Source organism: Comamonas sp. HJ-2 (genome assembly GCF_053615495.1).
The window spans coordinates 21,737-41,773 of the sequence record NZ_JBSIFD010000002.1; the positions used below are offsets into that span (position 1 = coordinate 21,737).

Genomic DNA, 20,037 nt, shown 5'->3' on the forward strand with positions numbered 1-20,037 from the left:
AACTCGCTCTTTACAAGCCTGCCGGCTCGTCATCTTCCGCACGAGCGGCGTCGTTGAGCGCCTTGAGCTCCGCCAGCTTCTGGCCGATCTTGATTTCCAGCCCTCGCGCCACGGGCTGGTAGAAGCCCGGATCTTCCATTCCTTCAGGCAGATAGCGCTCGCCCGCCGCAAAGCCGCCCTCCTCGCTGTGGGCATAGCGGTAATCCCGGCCGTAGTCCAGCTGCTTCATCAGTTTGGTAGGTGCATTGCGCAGATGCAGCGGCACAGGCCTGGTGGTGTCTCCCTTCACAAAGGCCTTGGCCTTGTTGTAGGCCATGTAGCCGGCATTGCTCTTGGGCGCGACGGCCAGGTAGATCACGGCCTGGGCCAGGGCCAGTTCGCCCTCGGGGCTACCCAGGCGTTCATAGGTCGCAGCGGCATCGTTGCACATCTGCATGGCACGCGGGTCGGCAAGTCCTATGTCTTCCCATGCCATGCGCACGATGCGGCGCGCCAGATAGCGCGGGTCGGCACCGCCATCCAGCATGCGGCAAAACCAGTAAAGCGCCGCATCGGGGTCCGAGCCGCGCACGGATTTGTGCAGGGCGCTGATGGTGTCGTAGAACTGCTCGCCGCCCTTGTCATAGCGGCGCATGCGCTCGCCCAGCACCTTGAGCAGCCAGGCATCGGTGATGCTCTGCACCCCGGCCTGCTCGGCCGTGATGGACAAGGTCTCCAGCGTGTTCAGCAAGCGCCGTGCATCGCCGTCGGCATAGGCAATCAGGCGATCCAGCGCTTCGTCCTCGATCGCCGGAATCGCCTGGATGGCCTGGGCCTTGGCCACAATCTGCTTCAAGTCGTCCGGAGTCAGGCTTTGCAACACATAGACCGCCGCCCGCGAAAGCAGGGCCGAGTTGACCTCGAACGAGGGGTTTTCCGTGGTCGCTCCGATGAAGGTGAACAGCCCGCTTTCCACATGGGGCAAGAAAGCGTCCTGCTGGCTTTTGTTGAAGCGGTGCACCTCATCCACAAACACGATGGTGCGCTGCTGCAGCAGTCCGCTCTGGGCGGCCTGCGCCTGCTCCACGGCCTCGCGGATGTCCTTGACGCCGCCCAGCACAGCGCTGATGGAGATGAACTGCGCATCAAAGGCATCGGCCATCAGGCGCGCAATCGTGGTCTTGCCCACCCCCGGCGGGCCCCAGAGTATGCAGCTATGCGGGCGACCCGACTCGAAGGCCAGGCGCAACGGCATGCCCTCTCCCAACACATGTTGCTGGCCGATGACTTCGGCCAGAGTGTGCGGCCGCAGGCGCTCGGCCAGGGGCTGATGAGGAATGGCTGAAGATGAGGAGTTGTTGTGCGTAACCATGACCCCTCAAGTATCCGACTCTCTAGCCAGTTGTGCATCCAAATGGGTTGGGGCTGCTTGCACACCGAAGGCAGTCAATGCTTATCCACCTTAACCCTTGCATCCTTATCAGAATTTTTCATAAGAGAAAATAGCGTTTCAACGGATTCAATCTCTCCATTAACGAGGCCACCCCTCGCCCCATGGAGGCACTGCCCCCATCCGGCCTGCCAAAAACCAGGCCAGCCAGGCCTGGCAGCGCGCTTAGATTCATTGCGGGCCGCCTCATCTGCGCCGCGCAATGCCTGTGCCTGATAGGGCTACCGCCATCAGCCAGAAATCAATCGAAAGCATCCGCAACTTTCCTTGGCTCCACACTGCTACAGGGCGTGCCAGCGCTGCACGTCTGAGTCTACGCGTATGAAAAAACTCAAGACCTGGGACATTTTTGCCCTCGGTTTCATGACCTTTGCCCTGTTCCTCGGGGCCGGCAACATCATCTTTCCACCCATGGTGGGCCTGGCAGCCGGTGAAAACCTGCTCGGCGCCTCGACCGGCTTTCTGCTGACGGGTGTCGGTCTGCCCCTTCTCGGCGTAGTCGCTCTCGCACGTGTGGGTGGCGGCCTGGACACCTTGACCAGCCCCATAGGCCGCATTGCCGGCCTGGTGCTGGCCGTGGCCATCTATCTGACCATCGGCCCTCTGTTTGCGACGCCGCGCACGGCCACCGTATCCTTCGAGATGGGTCTGGCTCCCTTTGTCGGCAACACACCCGCCATGCTGCTAGCCTTCACCATCGCTTACTTTGTGGCAGTGGCGCTGCTGTCGCTGTTCCCCGGCAAGCTCATGGACAACGTGGGCAAGATCATCACCCCCGTGCTGATTCTGGCGCTGACCGTTCTCGGCGGCTCCGCCGTGCTGGCCCCTGTGGATGGCTACAGTCTCAGCACCGAGGCCTATGCCACGCAGGCAGCCGCCTTTTCCGAAGGCTTTCTGCAGGGCTACCAGACCATGGACGCCCTGGCCTCGCTGATCTTCGGCATCGTCATCGTCAACGCGATCAAGGCTGCCGGCGTGAGCGACAGCAAGCTGCACACGCGCTACTGCATCTACGCCGGCATCATTGCCGCGACCTGCCTGGGCCTGGTCTATGTCTCGCTGATGTATCTGGGCGCCACCAACAGCCAACTGGCCGCCAACGCCACCACCGGTGTGCAGATTCTCACAGCCTTTGTACAGCAGACCTTCGGCCCCGCAGGCCTGTGGCTGCTCGCCATCGTCATCATGCTGGCCTGCCTGACCACCGGCGTGGGCCTGATCACGGCCTGCAGCAGCTTCTTCAGCGAGCTGACCGGCATCTCCTACCGCACCATGGTCATCGGCCTGTCGGTCTTCAGTGCAGCCGTAGCCAACCAGGGCCTGGCCCAGCTGATCGCCGTGGCCGTGCCCGTGCTTGTGGGGCTGTATCCCGTGGCCATCGCCCTGATCGCCCTGAGCCTGCTGCATCGCTGGAATCAGCCACCGCGCGTCTACATCCCCGTGATGGGCACCGCCCTGGTCTTCGGCCTGTTTGACGCCGCCAAGGCTGCCAATCTTGATGCACTGGTGCCCGCCTGGCTGGACAAGCTGCCCGGTGCCGCCCTGGGCATGGGCTGGGTCGCCCCTGTGCTCGGTGTGCTGGTGATTGCAGGCCTGCTGGACTTCGCCATCGGCAACAAGCAAAGTGCCGCAAACGCCACGCGCGCCTGATCACAACAGCCCCCACCAAAGCGCAGCTGGCTGCGTTCCACTCACAAGGGCTCAAACCCGATTCCTGCATAAAAAAGGCCTGCGGACACCATCCGCAGGCCTTTTTTGCTGATGCGCGCCGCGATCTTTACTGCTTGAGCACATCGGCCCCCTTGGGCACCGTGAAGTGGAAGGTCGATGCCGGCAGCGAAGCCTGGGTTTGCAGGCCCTTGAACTGCATCAGCGAGCGCTGGCCAAAGCTGTCCTCGATATCCAGCGCAGCCAGCTTGCCTTCGGGTGTGAAGCCTATGCGCACGCTCTTGAGCTGACCGCCTTTCTGCCTGGGGCTGGCCAGCACCCATTCCAGGCCATCGGCGTCAGGCTGGTTGCCCAGCTCGAAATCGGCCTTCAAGGCCTTGAGGTCGGTGGCCGATGTCAGGATGGCCGCTGGCGTGCTGCCCAGCACCTGGGCCTGGGCACGCTCCGTCACCTGATTCAGGTCGGCGTCGTACAGCCACAGCGTCTTGCCGTCGGCTACTATGAGCTGCTCAAAAGGCTTGGTGTAGTTGAAACGGAACTTGCCGGGGCGCTGGAATTCGAAGCTGCCGCTGGACACCTTGGTACGCGCCTCCTGCCCGGACTTGGGTGGCGAGGTCACGGACTGGGTGAAGTCGGCCTTGCCCGCCTGGGCATTCTTCATGAAGGACTCAAGGCTTTTCAGACCATCAGCTATTGCTGCACTTGCACTGCCAGCTATCAAAATTGCAGTCAAAAGACGTTTCATGACTCTCTCTCTTGTGCGTGGCTCACTCGCTGCGGGCCGGAACTAGAACATCGCGCTGCCCACTGGATGTGAGCGAGCTGACCAGGCCGGCCTTTTCCATCTGCTCGAGCAGATTGGCCGATCGGTTGTAGCCGATACGCAGTTTGCGCTGAACGTAGGAAATGCTGGCCTTGCGGTCTTTCAGCACGATTTCTACCGCCTGATCGTAGAGCTCGTCCTTTTCGCCGCCGCCTTCGCCATCGTCATCACCCCCCTCACCATCGACAGAGCCACCTTCCAGAATGCCTTCGATGTAGTCGGGTTCGCCCTGCTCCTTGAGATAGCTGACCACGCGGTGCACCTCGTCGTCGGAGACAAAAGCGCCATGCACGCGGATCGGCAGGCCGGTACCGCTGGCCATGTACAGCATGTCGCCCATGCCCAGCAGGGTCTCGGCCCCCATCTGATCCAGCACGGTGCGGCTGTCGATCTTGCTGGAGACCTGGAAGGCAATACGCGTCGGAATATTGGCCTTGATCAGGCCGGTGATCACGTCCACGCTGGGGCGCTGGGTCGCGAGGATCAGATGAATGCCGGCCGCACGCGCCTTTTGCGCAAGGCGGGCGATGAGCTCTTCGATCTTCTTGCCCACCACCATCATCAGATCGGCCAGCTCGTCGATCACGATGACGATGTGCGGCAGGCGCTGCAGCGGCTCGGGCTCCTCGGGCGTCAGGCTGAAGGGGTTGGGAATCGACTCCTCGCGCGCCTTGGCCTCATCGATCTTGCTGTTGTAGCCGGCCAGATTGCGCACCCCGAGCTTGCTCATGAGCTTGTAGCGGCGCTCCATCTCGGCCACGCACCAGTTCAGACCGTTGGCCGCCTGCTTCATGTCGGTGACCACAGGGCACAGCAGATGGGGAATGCCTTCATAGACCGACATTTCCAGCATCTTGGGATCGATCATGAGCAGACGCACATCGCGCGCCTCTGCCTTATAGAGCAGAGACAGAATCATGGCGTTGATACCCACGGACTTGCCCGAGCCGGTCGTTCCGGCCACCAGCACATGGGGCATCTTGGCCAGGTCGGCCACCACGGGGTTGCCCACGATGTCCTTGCCCAGCCCCATGGTCAGCAGGCTCTTGGCGTCGTGGTAGACCTGCGAGCCCAGCACTTCGGACAAACGGATCGACTGGCGCTTGGCATTGGGCAGCTCCAGCGCCATGAAGTTCTTGCCGGGAATGGTCTCTATCACGCGAATCGAGACCAGGGACAGCGAACGTGCCAGGTCCTTGGCCAGATTGACGATCTGCGAGCCCTTGACACCCGTGGCAGGCTCAATCTCATAGCGAGTGATCACAGGACCGGGCATGGCCGCAACCACCCGCACCTCCACGCCAAAGTCCTTGAGCCGCTTTTCAATCAACCGGCTGGTCATCTCCAGTGTCTCGGCAGACACCAGCTCCTGGCGCTGCTGGGCCTGGTCCAGCAGATCCACCTGCGGCAGCTTGCTGTCCGGATGATCGGTGAACAGCGGCTTCTGGCGTTCCTTCACCACCCGGGCGCTGGGTTGGCTGGCCTCCTGCAGCACGGGCTCGATGATCTGCACAGGCTGATGCACCGGTGCAGCAATCGCACCTTCTGTGCGGTCAAACACCACTTCCTCGCGTTCGCGGGCCGCTCTCTTGCCGACAGAGACATCTTTGGCAATTTCACGACGCTCGCGGCCAAACTGCACCATGCCGTCCAGGCGTGCGCCCAGGCCTTCGGCCAGCTTGCCCCAGGAAAAGCCGAACACCATGGCAGCGCCCAGCACGAACAGGCAGATGCCGATCAGGCCCGAGCCCGCAAAACCCAGCCATTTGAGGGCGTTGAAGCCCATCATGTAACCAAACACGCCACCGGCAGGGCCCGGCAGCAGGTTCTCGAAGCGGTACAAGCGCGTCCATTCCAGCGCACAGCTGGCAATCATCAGAATGGCCAGACCGCCCCAGAACAGAAAGCGGCGACGCCACAGCGGCATCAGAGCCAGAGGACTGCCGTCCTTGTTCACCCCGCCACGCATCCAGCGCACCAGCGATGTCACCCAGGTCTGCACGGCGGCCAGCACCAGCCACCAGATGGACATGCCGAAGCCGAAGTAGCAGGCATCGGCCAGCCAGGCACCCACACGGCCCATCCAGTTGTGCACAAACGGCTTTTGCCCGGCGCCCGAAGTGGACCAGGCTGCGTCTTGCGGCGAGTAAGTGAACATGGCCATGAGCCAGAACACCAGCGCCAGCAGGCCGATCAACAGCAAAACCTCCTGGCTGAAGCGAATCACTCCATAGCGCGGAGTCGCAGCGCGGGATTTTGATTTGCTGGAAGAAGACGCGTTCGAAGCGTTCAATGTATATGTCATACGCAGGCGCAAGCTTACCTTAGGCCCTTATCCAAGCGGTGCATTCGGCCAAGACGATCGCTCAGCGTAATGCAAGCACATGCAACAAAACTGCCATACGGTAGCCGGATTCGCTTCGTCACTATCATTTTTAACAATTCCGGTGATTAAAAACAGCTGCACGCGCAGACCTTGATCCGGAGCGATACTCCCACATCTTCCCAATGTTTTCATGACCGCGCGCCGGCTGTCGGCCTGCTTTTTTCAGAGTTCCGCTCCATGTCCTCTACCAAACACGCACAAGTTCTCATCCTCGGCTCCGGCCCTGCCGGCTATACCGCAGCCGTATACGCGGCCCGTGCCAACCTCAAGCCCCTGCTGATTACCGGCATGGCCCAGGGTGGCCAGTTGATGACCACCACCGAAGTGGACAACTGGCCTGCCGACGTCATGGGCGTGCAGGGCCCCGAGCTGATGCAGCGTTTTCAGGAACATGCCGAGCGCTTCAAGACCGAAATCGTTTTCGACCACATCAACCAGGTTGACCTCTCCAAGCGCCCCTTCACCCTGACCGGCGACAGCGGCGTCTATACCTGCGACTCGCTGATCATCGCCACCGGCGCATCGGCCAAGTACCTGGGCCTGCCCTCCGAGGAAGCCTTCATGGGTCGCGGCGTGTCCGCTTGCGCCACCTGTGACGGCTTTTTCTATCGCGAGCAGCCCGTCTGCGTGATCGGCGGCGGCAACACGGCCGTAGAAGAAGCCCTCTACCTTTCCAACATCGCCAGCAAGGTCACCCTCGTGCACCGCCGCGACAAGTTCAAGGCCGAGCCCATCCTCGTGGACAAGCTGATGGAAAAGGTCGAGGAAGGCAAGATCGAGCTCAAGACCCATTTCACACTGGATGAAGTGCTGGGTGACCAGAGTGGCGTGACCGGCATCCGCATCAAGAGCACGCAGGACGGCCACACCGAAGAGGTCAAGCTGCAAGGCGCTTTCATCGCCATCGGCCACCACCCCAACACCGACATCTTCCAGGGTCAGCTGGAGCTGGAAAACGGCTACATCATTACCCAGGGAGGTCTCAAGGGCTTTGCCACCCAGACCAGCGTGCCCGGCGTATTCGCCGCCGGCGACTGCCAGGATCATGTCTACCGCCAGGCCATCACCAGCGCCGGCACCGGCTGCATGGCGGCCCTGGACGCCCAGCGCTTCCTGGAACAGGAATCCTGATGACGCCAAGGCGCTTCGGCGTTTGAGCGGTTGTTAGCGCATAATCGGCGCAAAAGCCCTTGGGTTTGGCCAGTTTTGGCCGGCACCAGGGGCTTTTTTGCGAAAACGCTATAATCGCAGACTTTGCTGAATTCCAGGTTCGCGCTTTACCGTGCTTCGGGACTTCCGCAATCGGGCTACCGCCACCCATTACAAACTGGCGAGGTGAGGTTGTCGGCACCTCCTGCTCCTGCAGGGTTCCAGAGCCGGCGGCCGATTCAACTATCGGAGTGTCCCAATGGCACGCGTATGTGAAGTTACGGGCAAGAAGCCCATGGTGGGCAACAATGTTTCCCACGCCAACAACAAGACCAAGCGTCGTTTCCTCCCCAACCTGCAATACCGCCGCTTCTGGGTGGAGAGCGAAAACCGTTGGGTGCGCCTGCGCGTTTCCAGCGCTGCTCTGCGCCTGATCGACAAGAACGGTATCGACTCCGTGCTCGCAGACATGCGCGCTCGTGGCCAAGCTTAATTTCCTGAAGGAGAAACACCATGGCTGCTAAAGGCGGACGCGAAAAGATCAAGCTGGCTTCCACTGCTGGTACCGGTCACTTCTACACAACGACCAAGAACAAGAAGACGATGCCTGAAAAGATGTCGATCATCAAGTTCGACCCCAAGGCTCGCAAGCACGTCGAGTACAAGGAAACCAAGCTGAAGTAATTCGGCCTGTTTCTTGAAAAGCCGCCTCACGCAAGTGCAGGCGGTTTTTTCATGCCTTTGCGACTCCTGTCGCGGCGCGAGAGCTGACGCAGCGACCCTCCCTATACTTGGCACTTTGCAACGAACAGGGATGGATCAGATGAATCACAGGACGCTGAGCACATTGCTTTTCTCGCTTGCCATGTCGCCAGCCGTCTTCGGCCAGACCTTCATCTGCCCCACGGGACCCGGCCCCGGCCAGCGCCAGGTCGGCATGACAGGCGGCTCACCGGGTCTGGCCTCGGTGCCCGTCTGCGAGCAGTTCAGCTCCGCGCCCGCCGCCGCCCAGCGCCCCGAACCGTCGCCCGCCGATGCCCTGGGCGGTCTGGCGCGCAGCCAGCTGGAGCTGCTGCGCGAGGGGCAGGAGCTGATCAAGGAAGGACAGAGAATTGCACAAGACCCGCAGTATCAGAAGCTGCGCAAGGGCTACTGGATGTTTTCGCATGACGAGAAAAACCCGCGCTCCGGTCTTGAATGTGCGGCGATCTTTGGCAGCATGTCCGGTGCCGTTCAGCTTTCCGGCCCCACGGCCAAGCACAACGGTGCCCTGCTGACCTTTCTGGGCATGGACATTCCCCAGCCCGCCAGTCCGCGCAAGATCAGAACCACTCTGACCCAGAACCAGGACCGGCCCCAGGAGGTCGGCGCCATCAACTACACCATGTCCAATGGCAAATGGGGAGCCATCGTCTACGCGCTGGGCGGCCCCGAAGCACTGGTCAAGGAGCTTGGGGAAGAGGAAGAAGCCCGCTTCAAGGTCTCTGTGGAAGGCAAGGAGGTCATCAACACCTTCTACAAGGAAGGCGGCAAGGCCCGTGAATTCCTGAGCAAGTGCATGGCCGGTCAACCGACGAAGTAAAGGACCCCGGCCAGCGCTAGCTGCGCAGACTCTGCCCCAGTTGCCGGCACGCCATCGCGCCCAGATCCTGCATCGCCCTCTCCATGAGTTCGTCGACCGGATGGGTGCAGGCCAGGCGCATGCAGTGCTCGTACCTGCCGGAGTTGGAAAACATGCTGCCCGGCGCAATACGTATGCCGCGCGCCAGGGCTGCCGTGAACAGGTCCGAGGTTGACATCTGCGCGGGGAACTCCAGCCACAGGCACAGGCCGCCGCCTGGCAGGCTCATGCGCGTGCCCAGCGGGAAATGACGTGCCACCAGTCTGGCCATGGCCTCGCGCTGCCGCTTGAGCTGCTGCCTGAGCTTTTCCAGACTGCGCTGATGGGTGGGTGAGCCCAGCACCTCGGCCACGACCAGCTGCCCCAGCGTCTGGGTATTGCGGCTTTGTGCAAATTTCAGCATCTGGATGCGGCCATGCCATTGGCCGCCATTCATCCAGCCCTGGCGCAGGCCCGGCGCCAGACTTTTGTTGAAGGCCTGGCAATAGATCACATGCCCGGAGACACTGTCCCAGGCCTTGAGCGGCTTCACCGGCAGCCCTTCGACAAACAGACCGTAGGAGTCGTCCTCGATCAGCGCCGCCCCATGGGCTGCGCACAGGGCCACGAGTCTGGCCTTTTTCTCGTCCGGCATGCGCGCGCCCAGCGGCATCTGCAGATCCGGCACCACCACCACGGCCTTCAGGCGCGGCTGGGTCTGAAAGGCCAGCTCCAGCGCCTCGATGGACATGCCGGTGCGCGGGCTGCAGGGAATCTCCAGCGTTTTCAGCTGCAGGGACTCCACCACCTGCAGCAGGCCGTAATAGGTTGGCGATTCGACGGCCACCATGTCCCCGGGTGATGCCACGGCAGCCAGCGCCAGACTCACCGCTTCGGAATTGCCGGTGGTTGCCAGCACATCGGCAGGCGCCACACGGATACCGGAGGCCAGCGCCCGTCTGGCCATGGCCTGCTGAAACAGCGGATGATTGCCCTGATTGGCCAGCAGAGAGCGCCCCTGCGAGAGCAGGGTCGGATGCTCGCGCAGCAGCCGGGTGACGGTCTTGTTCAGATAGTGATGATCGAACAAGGAGGCAGGCGGCGTGCAGCCACCGATGTCCATATAGACCTCGGCCTGACGGCCGCGCTCGAGCAGCAGAGAAATATGCTCGTTGATGCCCACGAAATGCGCATGCGCGCCGGGAGACAGCGGCTGGCTCAGGTCCGGTTCGCTGGTCAGAGGAATATCACCCGTCCTCGTCGCGCACACAAAGTAGCCCACGCGGGGCCTGGCCTCCAGACAGCCCTGCGCTTCCAGAAAACGCAGCACCTGCAAGGCCGTCGAGAGGCTGATGTCATGCCGCGCCATCAGCTCGCGCACCGACGGCATGCGCTCCCCGGGTTTCAGGCTCCCCAACTCTATGGCTGCACTGTAGTGCGCGGCCAGCCGTTGATACAGCGGCAGCAGCACATCGCTTGCCGCATGATCGACAGGCTGTGATTCGGAGATGGTGGAAGTCAGCATGATGACAAAACGCAGGACCGGGCAGGCATCATGCCAGCAAGCCCTGTTCTGCAACAGATACAGATTGTCAGCAAACATACCGGAACAGATGCACAGCAATCCATGCTGCTACGCCTGTACGGAACGCTTGCTGTGCCTGTTCTGCCAAGCCGTGCTTCCTTACGCTTGAGGCCTGAATCACAGACCCCTAGCCACCATGTCACAGCCGGACCCCACCCCGAAAACACATAGTCTCAACAACGGCCAAGCCGCGTCGCTGCTGTTTGAACCAGGCAGCGAACTGTTCTGCCAGCAAGGGCCGCTGCGTCTGGCCATCGGGCCGCTGAGCTTTACCGACAATCACTTCGGTCAGGTCATGGTGCTGCAAACCGGGCAAAGCTGGCGTTGCCCCAGTCGCACCTGGGTGCAGCTGAGCACGCCGGCAGGTGCAGCCTGGATTCAATATCCGGCGGCACGGATACAGCAAAGCCGCCCCCACCCGAACAGGGCAGCACAGCGGCTTGAAGAGGTAAAAGGCCTGAGCTTCGCGCTTGCCAGAATCTGGCAGCAGCTTGGCAAGCTCGGCCTCAGACGTGGGCAGCGCGCAGCTTGACGGAGAAATCCTTGAGTGCCGCAATGCCGCTGGCCTCGGCGCGCTGGCACCAGGCCTGCAGCTGACCGGTCAGTTGCTCGCGACTCAGGCTGGTGTTGAGCCACAGCTGACGCAGCTCTTCGCGCATGACCAGCATCTGGTCAATCACCGGGTGCGCAGCGCGGGCCTGCGCCAGTTGGCTCTGGGCACGCTCGGGCACCTTGTCGGCATCACGGTGCAGCCAGCGTTGCACACCCTTGAGCAGGGAAACATCCGACTTCTGTGCCTGCTTCTGCTTGAGCAGGTCCAGCTCGTGCTGAACCGCCGTGCGCACGCCGCGCGCATAACGGGCCATGACCTCGTAGCGATTGGCAATGATGGCTTCCAGCGTCAGCTCGTCGGCCACGGGCTTGACGACGCCCATGCGCAGACGCGGTGGGGTTTTCTTGACCTTGGCCCAGCCCAGCTTCTGCATGAGGCTGATATAGACCCAGCCGATATCGAACTCGTAGGGCTTGACGGAGAACTTGGCCGAAGTGGGAAAGGTATGGTGGTTGTTGTGCAGCTCTTCGCCGCCGATGATGAGGCCCCAGGGCACCAGATTGGTGGAGGCATCCGTCGCCTCGTAGTTGCGATAGCCCCAGAAATGCCCCACGCCGTTGACCACGCCCGCAGCCCAGAATGGAATCCAGACCATCTGCACGGCCCAGATCGACAGGCCGATCACGCCGAACAGCGCCACATTCAGGATGAGCATCAGCGAGGGGCCCATCACCGAATGGCGGTAGATGTTGCGCTCCATCCAGTCGTCGGGCGTGCCGTGACCGTATTTTCTGAGCGTTTCCTCGTTCTTGGCCTCGGCGCGGTACAGCTCGGCACCTTCGCGCATCACCTTGCCCAAGCCGCGCGTCTGCGGGCTGTGCGGGTCATCTGCGGTCTCGCACTTGGCATGGTGCTTGCGGTGGATGGCCACCCATTCCTTGGTCACCATGCCCGTGCCCAGCCAGAGCCAGAAGCGGAAGAAATGCGAGGGAATAGGCCCCAGATCCAGCGCCCTATGCGCCTGGCTGCGGTGCAGATAGATGGTGACACCCGCAATCGTGAAGTGGGTGGTGATCAGGGTGTAGAGCAGCAGTTGCCACCACGACAGATCCCACAGGCCATTGGCCATCCAATCCACGACGGCATTCCAGATCGAGGCTATATCCAGCGACATAAATAACAAAGCCTTTGGCAAAAAACCGCGCCCACCCGATAAGCACGGTCGTGCCATTTTAGGTGATCCGCCGACCGGGCTGCTGCCGATTCCCCGACAGCAGATACCGGATTTGCACCGAAGTTACGCCTTTTTCACCCAAACAGCGGCGAAAAACCCGTCTGTCTCGTGCTGATGTGGCCACAGACGCAGATAACGTCGGCCCTCGTCACCGCCGCTGCAAAGCTTGTCGCCGTCGGCAATCTTGAGCTGCTCGAGCACCTCGCCCGCGTCCAGCGGAACGAACTCGGGGTGAGCGGCGCTGAAGGCTTCGGCGATGGCCTCGTTTTCCTCTGGCAGGATGGAGCAGGTGGCATAGATCAGACGGCCACCGGCCTTGACCAGGCGCGCGCTGCTTTCCAGGATGGCAGCCTGTTTCTGCGTCAGCTCCTGCACGGCCTTGACGCTCTGGCGCCACTTGAGGTCGGGATTGCGGCGCAGCGTACCCAGGCCCGAGCAGGGAGCATCGACCAGCACGCGGTCGATCTTGCCGGCCAGGCGCTTGACGCGCTCGTCGCGCTCGTGGGCAATTGCGGCAGGGTGGACATTGGAAAGACCCGAACGCGCCAGACGAGGCTTGAGCGCATCGAGGCGATGACCCGAGACGTCGAAGGCATACAGGCGGCCGGTGTTGCGCATGGCCGCGCCAATGGCCAGGGTCTTGCCGCCGGCGCCAGCGCAAAAGTCCACCACCATTTCGCCACGCTTGGCATCCAGCATCAGTGCCAGCAGTTGCGAGCCTTCGTCCTGCACTTCGATGGCGCCGCGGTTGAAGGCATCAACCTTGGCCAGCGCGGGCTTGCCGTCCACACGCAGACCGATGGGCGAGAACGGCGTGGGCTCGGCCTTGATGCCGGCTTTTTCCAGTTCCTTGCGCAGATCGGAGCGCTTGTCGTTGAGCGTGTTGACACGCAGATCCAGAGGAGCGGCCTGCTCCATGCTGGCGGCCAGTGCCCAGAATCCATCACCCAGCTGGGCCTTGAGCGGCTCGACCAGCCATTCGGGCAGATTGTGGCGGTGCGCCTCCATCAGCTCTTCGGGCTTGACGCCGTCGCAGGCAGCCAGCCACTTGAGTTCCTGGGGCGTCAGCGCGGCCTTGATAAAGGTCTCGCTGTCCTGGCCGTCCTTGCTCTTGACCTTGCCTTCCTTCTTGGCCTGCTCGCGCAGCACGGCGGCAAAGCCCAGGATGGCCAGCCGGCGCTCGCGTGCGCCGCTGCCCGAATGCGCCAGCGCTTCGAACAGCAGCTTCTTGCGCAGCACGGTGTAGACGGTTTCGGCCAGGGTGGCGCGCTCGCGCGGGCCCAGATAGCGGTTTTCGCGGAAAAAGCGGGACACCACGGCATCAGCCGGGTGTTCAAATGTCAGGGCGCGCTTGACGAGTTCAGAGCAAGCGTCGAGAAGGGCTTTGGGATGCATGGGCGCAATTGTCCCACTCTCGCCCTGGCCCTGGCTGGCGCCAGAAATCTATGACGCCGGCCTGCTCCAAACGATTCATAGTAAAAACAGGCTTCAGCCCTTTTCCTTCAAGCGTTGACAGCTCATCTTTTTAAAGCATCATGTCCGACCACGATCTGCCTGCACTCATCACCACCGAGCCCGGTCTCTACGAACACTACAAAGGCATGCGCTATGAAGTCATAGCCACGGTGCGCCACAGCGAAACCCTGGAACCCATGACGCTTTACCGCGCGCTCTATGGCGAGCATGGCCTATGGGTGCGCCCTGCCGCCATGTTCAACGAGACGGTGGTAATCGACGGCGTGGAACAGCCACGCTTTCGCCGCCTGCCCGCCGAAGAGCAGAAATCAGCATAAAGATAGGCTCTATCGCTTACCTACAAAGAGATAGACGCTATCAAATCTGATCAAGCCTTGATCAGATTGAGCACGGCTTGCGGATAGATGATGTGCTCCTGCACCAGCACGCGCGCAGCCAGCAGCTCGGCCGTGTCACCCTGCAGCACGGGCACCACGGCCTGCTCCAGGATGGGGCCCACGTCGAGCTCGGCCGTCACGCGGTGCACGGTGCAGCCCGCAAACTTGCAGCCCGCATCAATCGCACGCTGATGGGTGTGCAGACCGGTGAAGGCCGGCAGCAGCGAGGGATGGATGTTGATCAGCCGGCCCTCATAGTGCGCAACAAAGCCTGGCGTGAGAATGCGCATGAAACCGGCCAGCACCACCAGATCGGGCGCATGGCGATCGATGACCTGCGTCAGCTCGGCATCAAAGGCCTCGCGGCTGTCGAACTGCTTGTGATCCAGAACCTCGGTGGCGATGCCGTTGTCCCGCGCGAACACCAGGCCCTTGGCCTCGGCCTTGTTGCTCACCACGGCGCTCACGCGGGCGTTGTACTGCTTTGCCCAGTTCTGCTGCTGGGATGCACGCACAATGGCAGCCATGTTCGAGCCGCCGCCCGAGATGAGGATCACGATGTTTTTCATGGGCGGCGATTGTCGCATTGACGGACAAACCCTATCGGGTTTGCACCAGTTCCTGTGCGCTGCTCTAAGACTTTCGAGGAGATCCCATGCCGTTTGACCCACGCAACACCCCTTTGAGCGCCATCGAAGCCCGCGTTCTGGCCACGCTGATGGAAAAAGCCCGCACCGTGCCCGACAGCTATCCGCTCACGCTCAACAGCCTGGTCACGGGCTGCAACCAGAAGTCCAGCCGCGACCCGGTGATGGAGGTCAGCGAGGGCGAAGCCCAGGAGGCACTGGACAGCCTGCGCCTCAAGACCCTGTCGGTGCAGATCAGCAGCGTGCGTTCCACGCGCTGGGAGCACAACTTCCCGCGCGGCATTGGCGTGCCCGACCAGTCGGCCGTGCTGCTGGCCCTGCTGATGCTGCGCGGCCCCCAGACCGCTGGCGAGCTGCGCATCAACTCCGAGCGCTGGCACCGCTTTGCCGACATCTCCTCGGTCGAAGCCTTTCTCGACGAACTGCGCGAACGCAGCGAGGAAAAAGGCGGCCCGCTGGTCGTGCAGCTGCCGCGCGCCCCCGGCGCCCGCGAACAGCGCTGGGCCCACCTGCTTTGCGGCCCGGTGGATGTCAACGCCCTGGCAGCAAGTACCGGCAGCGCCAGCACAGGCGGCAATGCATCGGCCCTGCAGCAGCGTGTGGATGCGCTCGAAACCGAAGTCGCCCAACTGCGCGCCACCGTGCAGATGCTGTGCGAATCGCTGGGCGTGGAACCGCCTGCTGCCTCTGCTGAATGAATCCAGACAGAAACTGATAGCTGCCGGCCTTTATCCAGTAAGCGCTGGCAGCATGTTTCATTACAAACGACAGGCCGGCGCTAAAAACTGGCTCACGCCACGCAAAGACAGGCAGACGCAGCCGCTCAGGAGGCGCTCATCCCTGGGGTTTCCCGCCATTTGTCGCAACCCGGACAGCCAGAAAAAGAACGTGCGTGCTACAAATCTCCAGCATTTGCAGGAGACAACGCATGGACTTGGCATTCACCCCTGAAGAACAGGCTTTTCGCGAAGAGATCCGCAGCTGGGTGCGGGCAAATCTGCCCGAGGATATTGCGCACAAGGTGCGCAACGATCTACACCTGACGCGCGAGGACATGCAGCGCTGGGCCAAGATTCTGGGCAAAAAAGGCTGGCTCGGCTACGGCTGGCCCAAGGAATTCGGCGGCCCCGGCTGGAGCGCCGTACAAAAGCATTTGTTCGAGGAAGAATGCGCACTCGCCGGCACGCCGCGCATCGTGCCCTTCGGCCCCGTGATGGTGGCGCCGGTCATCATGGCCTATGGCACACCGGAGCAGCATCGGCGCTTTCTGCCCGGCATCGCCAGCGGCGAAGTCTGGTGGAGCCAGGGCTATTCCGAACCGGGTTCGGGCTCGGACCTGGCCAGCGTCAAGACCCGCGCCGAACGCGTGGGCGACAAATACATCGTCAACGGCCAGAAGACCTGGACCACGCTGGGCCAGTACGGCGAGTGGATCTTCTGCCTGGTGCGCACCAGCAACGAGGGCAAGCCCCAGACCGGCATCAGCTTCCTGCTGGTCGACATGAAGTCGCCGGGCGTGACCGTGCGCCCCATCAAGCTGCTGGACGGTTCTCACGAGGTCAACGAGGTCTTTTTCGACAATGTGCAAGTGCCTGCCGACCAGCTGATCGGCGAGGAAAACAAGGGCTGGACCTATGCCAAGCACCTGCTCAGCCACGAGCGCACGAATATCGCCGATGTGAACCGTGCCAAGCGCGAGCTGGAGCGCCTCAAGCGCATCGCCAAGACCGAAGGCGTCTGGGAAGACCAGCGTTTCCGTGATCAGATCGCCCTGCTGGAGATCGATGTGATCGCGCTGGAAATGCTGGTGCTGCGCGTGCTCTCGGCCATGAAGTCGGGCAAGAACCCGCTGGACATTGCCGGCCTGCTCAAGATCAAGGGCAGCGAGATTCAGCAGCGCTACTCCGAGCTGATGATGCTGGCCGCAGGCCCTTATGCCCTGCCCTATATCCAGGAAGCCATGGAAGCCGGCTACCAGGGCGACTTTCCCGGCAACGTGCTGGGCAATGCGCCGCTGGCCGCGACCTACTTCAATATGCGCAAGACCACCATCTATGGCGGCTCCAACGAGGTGCAGCGAAACATCGTCGCGCAGACGGTGCTGGGCTGATTCGGAACTGGCGGCAGCGCGGAGATTTCGCTTGCGTGAACTCGCACTGCTACCCCGTGCCCCCTCCGGGAGGGGGTTCTTGCTAGAGCTTCGCTGAATGTGATGGTGCGCAAGGCGCACTCGCTTCAGCAGCAGGAGACAAATATGGATTTCGATTTTTCCGACGACCAGCAGCAACTGCGCGATGCCGTGGCCCGCTGGGTGGACAAGGGCTATACCTTCGAGCGCCGCCAGAGCATTGCCAAACAAGGCGGCTTCTCGCGCGAGGTCTGGAACGAGCTGGCCGAGCTGGGCCTGACGGCCCTCACCGTGCCCGAGCAATATGGCGGCCTGGGCCAGGGCGCGGTCGATGTGATGGTGGTCATGGAGGAGCTGGGCCGCGGTCTGGTGATGGAGCCTCTGACCCAGGCTTTCGTGGCCTCCGCCTTGCTCGGTCAGTTCGGCGACGAAGTCGTCAAGCAAGCCTGGCTGCCCCGTATCGCCAGTGGTGAAAAGCTGGTTGTGCTCGCATCGCAGGAGCGCAAGGCGCGCTACCAGATTGATGTTTGCGCCGCAAAAGCCTCTAAATCCGGCGATGGATATACGGTAGATGCTACGAAAAACATTGTTCCTGCGGGCGACCAGGCCGACGCCTTCATCGTGCCGGCCCAGCTCGACGGCAAGATCGCGCTCTTCCTCGTCGAGAACGACCGCGAAGGCGTCGCCACCAAGCCCTATGCCACGCAGGATGAGGGTCGCGCGGCCGATCTGGTCTGCCGGTCAGCAGCGGCCACCCTGATCACCACCAATGGCGTGGCTGCCCTCACCCTGGCACAGGATGTGGGCAATGCCGCTCTTTGCGCCGAAGGCGTCGGCGTGATGGAGCAGACGCTCAAGCTCACCACCGAGTACATGAACCAGCGCAAGCAGTTCGGCGTGGTGATCTCCAGCTTCCAGGCCCTGCGCCACCGCGTGGCCGATATGAAGATGCAGCTGGAGCTGGCCCGCTCCATGAGCTACTACGGCACGCTCAAGCTGGTCGCGCCTGCCGAGGAGCGCCATGTCGCCATCGCTCGCGCCAAGGTGCAGCTGGGCCAGTCCATGCGTTATGTGGGCCAGCAGGCCGTGCAGCTGCATGGCGGCATCGGCGTGACGGACGAATATGTGGGCAGCCACTATTTCAAGCGCCTGACCCAGATGGAGATGACGGGAGGCGACACCTTGCACCACCTGGGCACGGTATCGGCCCATATGCAGGACAGCGCCGGCGTCTTTGCCTAACAGGCCTGCATCAATATTCATCAAAATCACGGCAACTGCATTCAACCCAAAACTAAAAGTCAACAGCACGCTTCGGCGTGCTGTTTTGCTTGCTGCATGCACTATGGACCCTGCCGCTCTTCCTATGATCTTTGCGCCATTCACAAAGATCAAGGAGACATGCATGAGCACCCGAGACAGCGAAAAGTATCTGCTGGAGTCCATCCGCCTAGCCATGGGCAATGTCAAGGGCCGCGAATCCGCGACCTGGCCTTTCGGTGCCGTGCTGGTGCGTGACGGCAAGGTCCTGGCGCGCGCCGTCAACCAGGTCGATGATCTGTGCGATCCCACGGCCCACGCCGAGATGCAGGCCCTGCGCATTGCCGCCAAGGCCCTGGGCAGCACCGATCTATCCGGGGCCGTCATGTATGCCAGCGGCTATCCCTGCTCCATGTGCCACACCGCCATGCTGCTGGCCGGCGTGAAACAGGTGTACTTCGCCTACTCCAACGAAGACGGCGAGCCCTATGACCTGTCGGCCGCGCGCGGCTATGAGGAACTGGCTCGCCCTGAAGGCCGGCGCGAACTGCCCGTCATCAGCCACCGCGTGCGCGATGCCGGCGAGGACCTGTACCAGGCCTGGCAAAAGGCCGTGGACGAAGATCGCGCCACGGTCTAGCCTGCACTGGCTCCAGCCGCCATCATGAACAAAGCCCTGAATGACGAGTTCAGGGCTTTTGCATTCTGGAGGACCTCAGGTCAGCAGATAGTCCACCGGCTTGAGCGGCGCCGGAACCTGGGGGTCACCCAGCGACTGGCTGAGGCTGATCTCGATGCTGCGGCAAATGCTGTCCAGTGCCAGGTCGTTGCTTTCCATGCCGAATGGCTCTTCCAGCTCGTCACCCAGCACATCGAGACCGTAGAAGGTATAGGCCACGATGGCTACGACAAACGGCGTCATGAAGCCCGTGATGTCCACCAGACCGAAAGGCAGCAAAAAGCAGTACAGATGGGCCGTGCGGTGCAGCAGCAAGGTGTAGGAAAACGGAATCGGCGTATTGCGGATGCGCTCGCAGGAGGCAGCGGCCGTCGTGAAGCCGTTGAGGGTACGGTCCAGCTCCACGGCCAGGCAGGGGTCTATGCGCTGCTCGCGCACGCACTGGCCCAGATCCTTGCCCATGGCCAGCATCAGCGCATCGGTGCGCTGATTCAGCGGCAGCAGTTGCAGGCGCTGCCACTCGGCATGGGTCAGCCACTGCTGGGCCGCCACATCGTCCTTGAGGCCGCGCAGCTGGGCCCGCAGCACATGAGAAAAAGCCACGGCCCGGTGCACCATGCGCACGCGCACATCGCTGGCCCGCTGGCGCGGGTCTATGGGGTGATCGAGCTCGATCAGGCTCAGGCACTGGCGCGCCAGCGTGCGTGCATAGATCACGATCTCGCCCCAGAGCTTGCGACCCTCCCAGTAGCGCGCATACGCGGTGTTGTTGCGAAAGCCCAGAAAAATCGCCAGCGGCAGGCCGATCAGGGTGAACGGGATCGGCGTGATGGGAATCTTGGTGTGGAACAGCGTGCCATGCGCCACGGTGACGATGATGGCCAGCACGATGTTGACGGCAAGCACGCCTTTGATGCGTTGCAGCACCGAGCCCCGGACAATCCACAGCAGCTTGAAGCCCGACGGGCGATCTCTGACGATCATGAAAACGAGAAATAAGGTCTAAACCCGAATTCAATCACAAGCATGCGGGGATTTCAGCC

General features: G+C 62.1%; 19 protein-coding genes. 11 read left to right on the forward strand and 8 right to left on the reverse strand.

From position 1 onward, the window contains the following. Positions 1-10: 10 nt before the first annotated feature. The gene (locus ACWGXF_RS01610) at positions 11-1,351 is read right to left on the reverse strand and encodes a replication-associated recombination protein A (RefSeq protein ID WP_087865137.1); all 1,341 of its coding nucleotides are present in this window, start codon (positions 1,349-1,351) and stop codon (positions 11-13) included. A gap of 399 nt (positions 1,352-1,750) precedes the next feature. Here ACWGXF_RS01610 and brnQ point away from each other — a divergent pair, with 399 nt between their 5' ends. Beyond that, entirely contained in the window at positions 1,751-3,079 is a 1,329-nt protein-coding gene (gene brnQ, locus ACWGXF_RS01615) for a branched-chain amino acid transport system II carrier protein (protein ID WP_046460308.1), read from the forward strand. 127 nt (positions 3,080-3,206) lie between these two features. Here brnQ and lolA read toward each other — a convergent pair whose 3' ends face one another. Both lolA and ACWGXF_RS01625 read right to left on the reverse strand, forming a co-directional pair. Further along, entirely contained in the window at positions 3,207-3,842 is a 636-nt protein-coding gene (gene lolA, locus ACWGXF_RS01620) for an outer membrane lipoprotein chaperone LolA (protein WP_256629834.1), read from the reverse strand. Between the two features lie 22 nt (positions 3,843-3,864). Then, positions 3,865-6,225, reverse strand: coding sequence for a DNA translocase FtsK (locus ACWGXF_RS01625; RefSeq protein WP_041743917.1), 2,361 nt, complete (start codon positions 6,223-6,225; stop codon positions 3,865-3,867). Positions 6,226-6,483: 258 nt separating this feature from the next. Between ACWGXF_RS01625 and trxB the strand changes: the two genes are divergently transcribed. The 4 genes from trxB to ACWGXF_RS01645 all read left to right on the forward strand — a co-directional run bounded on the left by trxB (position 6,484) and on the right by ACWGXF_RS01645 (position 9,037). After that, positions 6,484-7,437: a thioredoxin-disulfide reductase gene (gene trxB, locus ACWGXF_RS01630; protein ID WP_003067867.1), complete on the forward strand. Its 954-nt coding sequence runs from the start codon at positions 6,484-6,486 to the stop codon at positions 7,435-7,437. A 277-nt stretch (positions 7,438-7,714) separates the two neighbouring features. Next, the gene (gene rpmB, locus ACWGXF_RS01635) at positions 7,715-7,948 is read left to right on the forward strand and encodes a 50S ribosomal protein L28 (RefSeq protein WP_003058229.1); all 234 of its coding nucleotides are present in this window, start codon (positions 7,715-7,717) and stop codon (positions 7,946-7,948) included. Positions 7,949-7,968: 20 nt separating this feature from the next. Beyond that, a complete protein-coding gene (rpmG, locus tag ACWGXF_RS01640) occupies positions 7,969-8,139 on the forward strand; it encodes a 50S ribosomal protein L33 (protein WP_003058233.1) in 171 nt (56 codons plus the stop codon). A 139-nt stretch (positions 8,140-8,278) separates the two neighbouring features. Continuing rightward, positions 8,279-9,037 carry a hypothetical protein gene (locus ACWGXF_RS01645; protein ID WP_039049869.1) on the forward strand — a complete coding sequence of 253 codons (759 nt, stop codon included), beginning with the start codon at positions 8,279-8,281 and terminating at the stop codon, positions 9,035-9,037. A gap of 16 nt (positions 9,038-9,053) precedes the next feature. On the opposite strand, the gene ACWGXF_RS01650 is transcribed toward ACWGXF_RS01645, so the two are convergent. Further along, entirely contained in the window at positions 9,054-10,658 is a 1,605-nt protein-coding gene (locus ACWGXF_RS01650) for an aminotransferase-like domain-containing protein (protein WP_256629832.1), read from the reverse strand. Between the two features lie 118 nt (positions 10,659-10,776). On the opposite strand from ACWGXF_RS01650, the gene ACWGXF_RS01655 reads away from it, so the two are divergent. Beyond that, entirely contained in the window at positions 10,777-11,172 is a 396-nt protein-coding gene (locus ACWGXF_RS01655; protein ID WP_256629831.1) for a hypothetical protein, read from the forward strand. Here the strand turns inward: ACWGXF_RS01655 and ACWGXF_RS01660 are convergent. Together ACWGXF_RS01660 and ACWGXF_RS01665 are read right to left on the reverse strand one after the other, a co-directional pair. Then, positions 11,147-12,367 carry a DesA family fatty acid desaturase gene (locus ACWGXF_RS01660; RefSeq protein WP_256629830.1) on the reverse strand — a complete coding sequence of 407 codons (1,221 nt, stop codon included), beginning with the start codon at positions 12,365-12,367 and terminating at the stop codon, positions 11,147-11,149. The two genes, ACWGXF_RS01655 and ACWGXF_RS01660, sit on opposite strands and share 26 nt — an antisense overlap. Positions 12,368-12,490: 123 nt before the next feature. Then, positions 12,491-13,822 carry an RsmB/NOP family class I SAM-dependent RNA methyltransferase gene (locus ACWGXF_RS01665; protein ID WP_054073533.1) on the reverse strand — a complete coding sequence of 444 codons (1,332 nt, stop codon included), beginning with the start codon at positions 13,820-13,822 and terminating at the stop codon, positions 12,491-12,493. A 140-nt stretch (positions 13,823-13,962) separates the two neighbouring features. Here ACWGXF_RS01665 and ACWGXF_RS01670 point away from each other — a divergent pair, with 140 nt between their 5' ends. After that, entirely contained in the window at positions 13,963-14,220 is a 258-nt protein-coding gene (locus ACWGXF_RS01670; RefSeq protein WP_039049850.1) for a DUF1653 domain-containing protein, read from the forward strand. A 50-nt stretch (positions 14,221-14,270) separates the two neighbouring features. On the opposite strand, the gene purN is transcribed toward ACWGXF_RS01670, so the two are convergent. Beyond that, positions 14,271-14,849: a phosphoribosylglycinamide formyltransferase gene (purN, locus tag ACWGXF_RS01675; protein WP_034356517.1), complete on the reverse strand. Its 579-nt coding sequence runs from the start codon at positions 14,847-14,849 to the stop codon at positions 14,271-14,273. Positions 14,850-14,935: 86 nt separating this feature from the next. Here purN and ACWGXF_RS01680 point away from each other — a divergent pair, with 86 nt between their 5' ends. The 4 genes from ACWGXF_RS01680 (at position 14,936) to ACWGXF_RS01695 (ending at position 18,955) form a co-directional block, all read left to right on the forward strand. After that, positions 14,936-15,625 carry a YceH family protein gene (locus ACWGXF_RS01680; protein WP_003067883.1) on the forward strand — a complete coding sequence of 230 codons (690 nt, stop codon included), beginning with the start codon at positions 14,936-14,938 and terminating at the stop codon, positions 15,623-15,625. 230 nt (positions 15,626-15,855) lie between these two features. After that, positions 15,856-17,037, forward strand: a complete 1,182-nt coding sequence (locus tag ACWGXF_RS01685; protein ID WP_039049848.1) for an acyl-CoA dehydrogenase family protein — start codon at positions 15,856-15,858, stop codon at positions 17,035-17,037. Between the two features lie 144 nt (positions 17,038-17,181). Further along, positions 17,182-18,297, forward strand: a complete 1,116-nt coding sequence (locus ACWGXF_RS01690) for an acyl-CoA dehydrogenase family protein (RefSeq protein WP_054073628.1) — start codon at positions 17,182-17,184, stop codon at positions 18,295-18,297. Positions 18,298-18,460: 163 nt separating this feature from the next. Further along, positions 18,461-18,955, forward strand: coding sequence for a nucleoside deaminase (locus ACWGXF_RS01695; protein WP_054073627.1), 495 nt, complete (start codon positions 18,461-18,463; stop codon positions 18,953-18,955). 75 nt (positions 18,956-19,030) lie between these two features. On the opposite strand, the gene ACWGXF_RS01700 is transcribed toward ACWGXF_RS01695, so the two are convergent. Further along, a complete protein-coding gene (locus ACWGXF_RS01700) occupies positions 19,031-19,978 on the reverse strand; it encodes a bestrophin family protein (protein ID WP_039049845.1) in 948 nt (315 codons plus the stop codon). Positions 19,979-20,037: the final 59 nt, after the last annotated feature.

Bases quoted from the DNA above. Each gene is read 5' to 3' on its own strand.
- ACWGXF_RS01680 (WP_003067883.1), top strand. From the start codon at position 14,936: ATGCCGTTTGACCCACGCAACACCCCTTTGAGCGCCATCGAAGCCCGC.
- brnQ (WP_046460308.1), top strand. From the start codon at position 1,751: ATGAAAAAACTCAAGACCTGGGACATTTTTGCCCTCGGTTTCATGACC.
- ACWGXF_RS01685 (WP_039049848.1), top strand. From the start codon at position 15,856: ATGGACTTGGCATTCACCCCTGAAGAACAGGCTTTTCGCGAAGAGATC.
- ACWGXF_RS01650 (WP_256629832.1), bottom strand. From the start codon at position 10,658: ATGTTTGCTGACAATCTGTATCTGTTGCAGAACAGGGCTTGCTGGCAT.
- lolA (WP_256629834.1), bottom strand. From the start codon at position 3,842: ATGAAACGTCTTTTGACTGCAATTTTGATAGCTGGCAGTGCAAGTGCA.
- ACWGXF_RS01670 (WP_039049850.1), top strand. From the start codon at position 13,963: ATGTCCGACCACGATCTGCCTGCACTCATCACCACCGAGCCCGGTCTC.
- ACWGXF_RS01695 (WP_054073627.1), top strand. From the start codon at position 18,461: ATGAGCACCCGAGACAGCGAAAAGTATCTGCTGGAGTCCATCCGCCTA.
- ACWGXF_RS01660 (WP_256629830.1), bottom strand. From the start codon at position 12,367: ATGTCGCTGGATATAGCCTCGATCTGGAATGCCGTCGTGGATTGGATG.
- ACWGXF_RS01690 (WP_054073628.1), top strand. From the start codon at position 17,182: ATGGATTTCGATTTTTCCGACGACCAGCAGCAACTGCGCGATGCCGTG.
- ACWGXF_RS01665 (WP_054073533.1), bottom strand. From the start codon at position 13,822: ATGCATCCCAAAGCCCTTCTCGACGCTTGCTCTGAACTCGTCAAGCGC.
- ACWGXF_RS01700 (WP_039049845.1), bottom strand. From the start codon at position 19,978: ATGATCGTCAGAGATCGCCCGTCGGGCTTCAAGCTGCTGTGGATTGTC.
- ACWGXF_RS01645 (WP_039049869.1), top strand. From the start codon at position 8,279: ATGAATCACAGGACGCTGAGCACATTGCTTTTCTCGCTTGCCATGTCG.
- rpmG (WP_003058233.1), top strand. From the start codon at position 7,969: ATGGCTGCTAAAGGCGGACGCGAAAAGATCAAGCTGGCTTCCACTGCT.
- ACWGXF_RS01610 (WP_087865137.1), bottom strand. From the start codon at position 1,351: ATGGTTACGCACAACAACTCCTCATCTTCAGCCATTCCTCATCAGCCC.
- purN (WP_034356517.1), bottom strand. From the start codon at position 14,849: ATGAAAAACATCGTGATCCTCATCTCGGGCGGCGGCTCGAACATGGCT.
- rpmB (WP_003058229.1), top strand. From the start codon at position 7,715: ATGGCACGCGTATGTGAAGTTACGGGCAAGAAGCCCATGGTGGGCAAC.
- ACWGXF_RS01625 (WP_041743917.1), bottom strand. From the start codon at position 6,225: ATGACATATACATTGAACGCTTCGAACGCGTCTTCTTCCAGCAAATCA.
- trxB (WP_003067867.1), top strand. From the start codon at position 6,484: ATGTCCTCTACCAAACACGCACAAGTTCTCATCCTCGGCTCCGGCCCT.
- ACWGXF_RS01655 (WP_256629831.1), top strand. From the start codon at position 10,777: ATGTCACAGCCGGACCCCACCCCGAAAACACATAGTCTCAACAACGGC.